This is a genomic window from Rhizobacter sp. P1_G5 (genome assembly GCF_056405435.1).
Map to the genome: position 1 here is coordinate 1 of NZ_JBFUCB010000531.1, position 4280 is coordinate 4280.

The following is a 4280-nucleotide window of genomic DNA, read 5'->3' on the forward strand; positions in this document are numbered from 1 at the left end:
GGCGTGGGATCCCGCCACGCATGCCACCCAGATCGGCGTCGCGGTGAAGGATGGCGTCGTCACGTTGACGGGCCACATCGGCACCTTCGGGCAGAAGCATGCGGCGGTGCGCGCCGCGCAGCGCGTGGCCGGCGTCAGGGCGCTCGCGGTGGAGCTGGACGTGCGGCTGCTGAAGGAGCACCTGCGCAGCGACACCGAGATCGCTGCCAACGCCGAACTGGCGCTGAGCTGGAACACCGCGGTGTCGCCGAGTGCGGTGCAGCTGACCGTGGAACGAGGCTGGGTCACGCTGCGCGGCGAGGTCGATTGGGACTACCAGCGCCGCAGCGTCGAGAAGGCCATCCGCCCGCTGGCCGGCGTGGTCGGCATCAGCAACCTGATCGCGCTGCGCGCGCAGCCCAAGGTCGACGACCTGAAACGCAAGATCGAGGAAGCGCTGATCCGCCAGACGCTGCGCGAGAGCCAGCGCATCCAGGTGAGCGTCGAGGGCCACACCGTGCGGCTGACCGGCCGCGTCGATTCGTGGCACGAGCGCGAGGCCGCGCAGGGCGTGGCCTGGGCGGCGCCCGGCGTGCGGACGGTGGTCAACGACCTGACCGTCGGCTGACGCCCGAGGAGATCCTTCATGCATCCATTCATGCGGGCGTTGTCGCTCGCTTTCGCCTGCGCCGCGGCACTCGTGCTCGGCGGCTGCGGCTACAACACGTTGCAAGGCAGCGACGAGCAGACCCAGGCCGCCTGGTCCGAGGTCGTCAACCAGTACCAGCGGCGGGCCGACCTGGTGCCGAACCTGGTGGCCACCGTGAAGGCCGAGGCGGACTTCGAGCAATCGACGCTCACCCGCGTGGTCGAGGCACGCGCCCGCGCGACCGCGGTGCAGGCGACGCCGGCGCTCGTCAACGACCCGCAGGCGTTCCAGAAGTTCCAGCAGGCGCAGGGCGAGCTGTCGAGCGCGCTGGCGCGGTTGCTGGCGGTCTCGGAGAACTACCCGACGCTGCGCGCGAACCAGGCCTTCCGCGACCTGCAGGCACAGCTGGAGGGCACCGAGAACYGCATCGCGGTCGCGCGCAACCGCTACATCCAGTCGGTGCAGGCCTACAACGTCACGGTGCGCTCGTTCCCGTCGAACCTGACCGCGATGGCGTTCGGCTTCCAGGAGAAGCCGAACTTCGCGGTCGACAACGAGCGGGCGATCGCCCAGCCGCCGCGGGTGGATTTCGGCGCGCCGCCGCCGGCACCGGCGGCATCGCGATGAACGCCGCACGCGCGGCGCGGGTGGCACTGTGCGCGCTGTTGCTCGCCTGCGGCGTGCACGGTGCCGCCGCGCTGGTCGCGGTGCCGCCRCTGCGCGGCCACGTGACCGACCTGACCGCGACGCTGAGCGCCTCCGCGCAGGCCGAGCTCGAGCGCAAGCTTGCCGCGTTCGAGGCGCGCAAGGGCAGCCAGCTGGCGGTGCTGATCGTCGCGACGACGCAGCCCGAGCCGATCGAGGCGTACGCGCTGCGCGTGGCCGAGCAGTGGAAGCTCGGGCGGCGCAAGGTGGACGACGGCGCGATCCTCGTGATCGCGAAGGACGACCGGGCGTTGCGCATCGAGGTGGGCTACGGCCTGGAGGGCGTGCTCAACGATGCCACCTGCAAGCGCCTCATCGACGAGGTGATCGTGCCGCGGCTGCGGCAGCAGGATGTCGCCGGCGGCGTCGCGGCCGGCGTGGACCGCATGATCGGCATCGTCGACGGCGAACCACTGCCCGCGGCGGCACCGCGCGACGGCGCGCAGGACATCGGCGAGTTGCCGCGCGGCCTGCCGTTCGTGCTGCTGGCGGCGCTGGCTGTCGGCGGGGTGCTGCGCGCGGTGCTGGGCCGGCTCGGCAGCGCGGCGGTGGCCGGCGTGCTGGCGGGGCTTGCGGCCTGGTGGCTTGCCGGTGCGCTGTGGATGGCGCTCGGCACGGCACTCGTCGCGATGCTGCTGACGCTGTTCGGCGGGCTGGGCCTGCTGGCGCGTGGCGCGCTCGGCGGCGGCCGAGGCGGGGGCGGGGGCGGGGGCGGGCGGGGCGGCCACGGTGGCGGAGGAGGCGGTTTCGGTGGCGGCGGCGCCTCGGGCAGATGGTGACGGTCGCGTCCTGGCGGCGCATCTGCTGTGAGCCCGGCGGCTTGCCGGGTCCGTACGGGGGCCTCAGCCCACCAGCGTCCTCATCGCCGCCAGCGCCACCGCCGGATCGGCGATCGCGTGGTAGACCGGCGGGATCGGCCGCTCGATGCCGAGCAGTCCGTACACCGCATGCATCGCGCTGCGCACCGAGTACTCGACCGTGAAGACCACGTCTTCGGGGATCTCGACGTACTGCCCGAGCAGCGCGTAGTTCAGCGCGCCCTTCGGCACCACTGCCGGCCGGTCGCCGGCCTCGCGGCAGGCGAACTCGCTGGTGATGTACGGCATCATCACCGGGATCGCGGTGCTGGTGGCGAGCAGCTGGTCGAGGATGTCGGTGAAGCCGAGGTGGCGGACCAGCTCGGTCAGGATCTCGCGGCCGCTGCAGTCGGCCATCGGCTTGTCGACGAAGTTGCCCGGCTTGTCGACGAACAGCCCGTAGCCCCACACCGTCCAGACGCCGTCGGGCTGGTTCGCGAAGTGCGGCGCATGCGGCACGACGATCGACATCAGCCAGTTCGAGTCCTTGAACGTCATCAGCCCGCCGGTGCCGGGCTCGTTGCCCGAGAACTCGCGGATGCGCTGGATCAGCGCCGGGTTGCGCAGCGTCAGCGTGAACGACAGCCACTTGCTCAGGTCGACGTCGCCGCAGAAGGCCTGCGGCCGGCCGAAGCCCGGCGCCTTGCGCGCGAGGCGCTTCCACAGCGTCCAGGCGCCGTCGAGCGGCTCGCGCACCAGCTCGGCCGCACGGTCATGGCCGCCGCGGCGCGAATCGGCCGTCATCGACCCGAGCGTCAGGAACACCTTGTCCTCGCGGCCGAGGTCGATCCTGAACGGCCGGCCGTTGCGCTCGCCGTGCAGCGTGTCGATGCGCCGGCCGCTGCMGTCCTCGATGAAGTCGGCATCGAGCACGCGGCTGCCGTGTTCGAACACGACGCCGTGCGTGGCCAGCCACTCCTGCATCGGCCTCACCACCGAGTCGTACTGGTTCAGCGGCGTGCGCCGCACCCCGCCGAGCGTGTGGATGCGCGGGAACTCCTGCAGGAAGCGCAGCATGTAGCGGCGCAGCTCGACCGCGCTGTGCCAGTTCTGGAACGCGAAGGTGGTGCGCCACATCGCCCAGAAGTTCGTCTCGAAGAAGTGCGGGGCGAACCAGTCGTCGATGCGGCGCGTGCCGAGCAGCCGTTCCGGCGTGACGAGCAGCCGCACCAGGTCGAGCCGGTCGTGCAGGTCGAAGCCGAGCTCGCTCGCGTCCAGGATGTGGTGTTGGCGGTCGATCAGCCGTGCCTGCGCGTGCGTCAGCACCTCGGCGTTGAACTGCCGCACCTCGTCCTTCACGCTGCGCGATGCATCGCCGAGCGAGGGCACGCCGGCCAGCACGTCCCACAGGCACACGTAGGCCTCTTCGGTCCACATGCGCCCGCCGCGCGTCAGGAAGCCGCCGGTCGGGTCGCCGCTGCCGTCGAGCGCGCCGCCGGCGACCGGCAGCTCCTCGAGGATGCGGATGTCGCGGCCGCGCCAGCCGGCGTCGCGGATCAGCAGCACGGCGGCGGACAACGCGGCGATGCCGCTGCCGACGATGAAGGTGCGCGGCGAAGAGGGAAGGCTCATGGTCGTGTGGGAAGAGTTCAGGGGCTGCCGACATTGAAAGCGCACGAGCGCGGCGCCGGCTTGATGCCGGTCAAGCAGTGGCGTCAGGTCGCGCAGAAGAGCGCCGACTGCGGCCACAGCCCGTGGCCGAGCGACCAGCCGGAGCCGATCACCAGGCACAGGCCGGCGAGCCGGATGCTCCAGGCGAGCGCGCGCCGGTCGAGCCGCGCCCACAGCAGCGGTGCGCCCCAGAGCGCGAGCGATGACGCCGCGCCGAACGCGATCATCACGCCGGCACCGGCCAGGGCGCCGTCCGCGAGCGCCGCGAGCACCAGCGCCGACTGCAGCAGCCCGCACGGCCAGGCGACCCACAGCGTGCCGGCAGCGCCCGCCTTCAGCGGCCCGGCCATCACCTGCCAGCCGTCGGCGCGCGGCGCGTGCGGCACGGCCGGTGCCTGTCCGAGCTGGGCGAGCCAGCGCGGCTGCCGCCCGCTGAACAGCAGCCACAGGCCGAGCGCGATGCCGGCCACGTGCAGCAG

At 72.3% G+C, this 4280-nt stretch carries 5 protein-coding genes; 3 read left to right on the plus strand and 2 right to left on the minus strand.

What is annotated here, in order from left to right; translation table 11 throughout:
• The 3 genes from AC1D12_RS26210 to AC1D12_RS26220 all read left to right on the plus strand — a co-directional run.
• Positions 1-607 (plus strand): BON domain-containing protein (locus tag AC1D12_RS26210; RefSeq protein ID WP_477843891.1); only part of this gene is annotated, 607 nt, incomplete at its 5' end.
• Between the two features lie 18 nt (positions 608-625).
• Positions 626-1255: a LemA family protein gene (locus AC1D12_RS26215; RefSeq protein ID WP_477843893.1), complete on the plus strand. Its 630-nt coding sequence runs from the start codon at positions 626-628 to the stop codon at positions 1253-1255.
• A complete protein-coding gene (locus tag AC1D12_RS26220; RefSeq protein WP_477843895.1) occupies positions 1252-2112 on the plus strand; it encodes a TPM domain-containing protein in 861 nt (286 codons plus the stop codon). Before AC1D12_RS26215 ends, AC1D12_RS26220 begins: the two co-directional genes overlap by 4 nt.
• Positions 2113-2175: 63 nt before the next feature.
• Here AC1D12_RS26220 and AC1D12_RS26225 read toward each other — a convergent pair whose 3' ends face one another.
• Positions 2176-3762 carry an oleate hydratase gene (locus AC1D12_RS26225; RefSeq protein WP_477843897.1) on the minus strand — a complete coding sequence of 529 codons (1587 nt, stop codon included), beginning with the start codon at positions 3760-3762 and terminating at the stop codon, positions 2176-2178.
• 83 nt (positions 3763-3845) lie between these two features.
• On the minus strand, positions 3846-4280 hold a 435-nt coding region (locus AC1D12_RS26230; RefSeq protein ID WP_477843899.1), incomplete at its 5' end, for an urease accessory protein UreH domain-containing protein.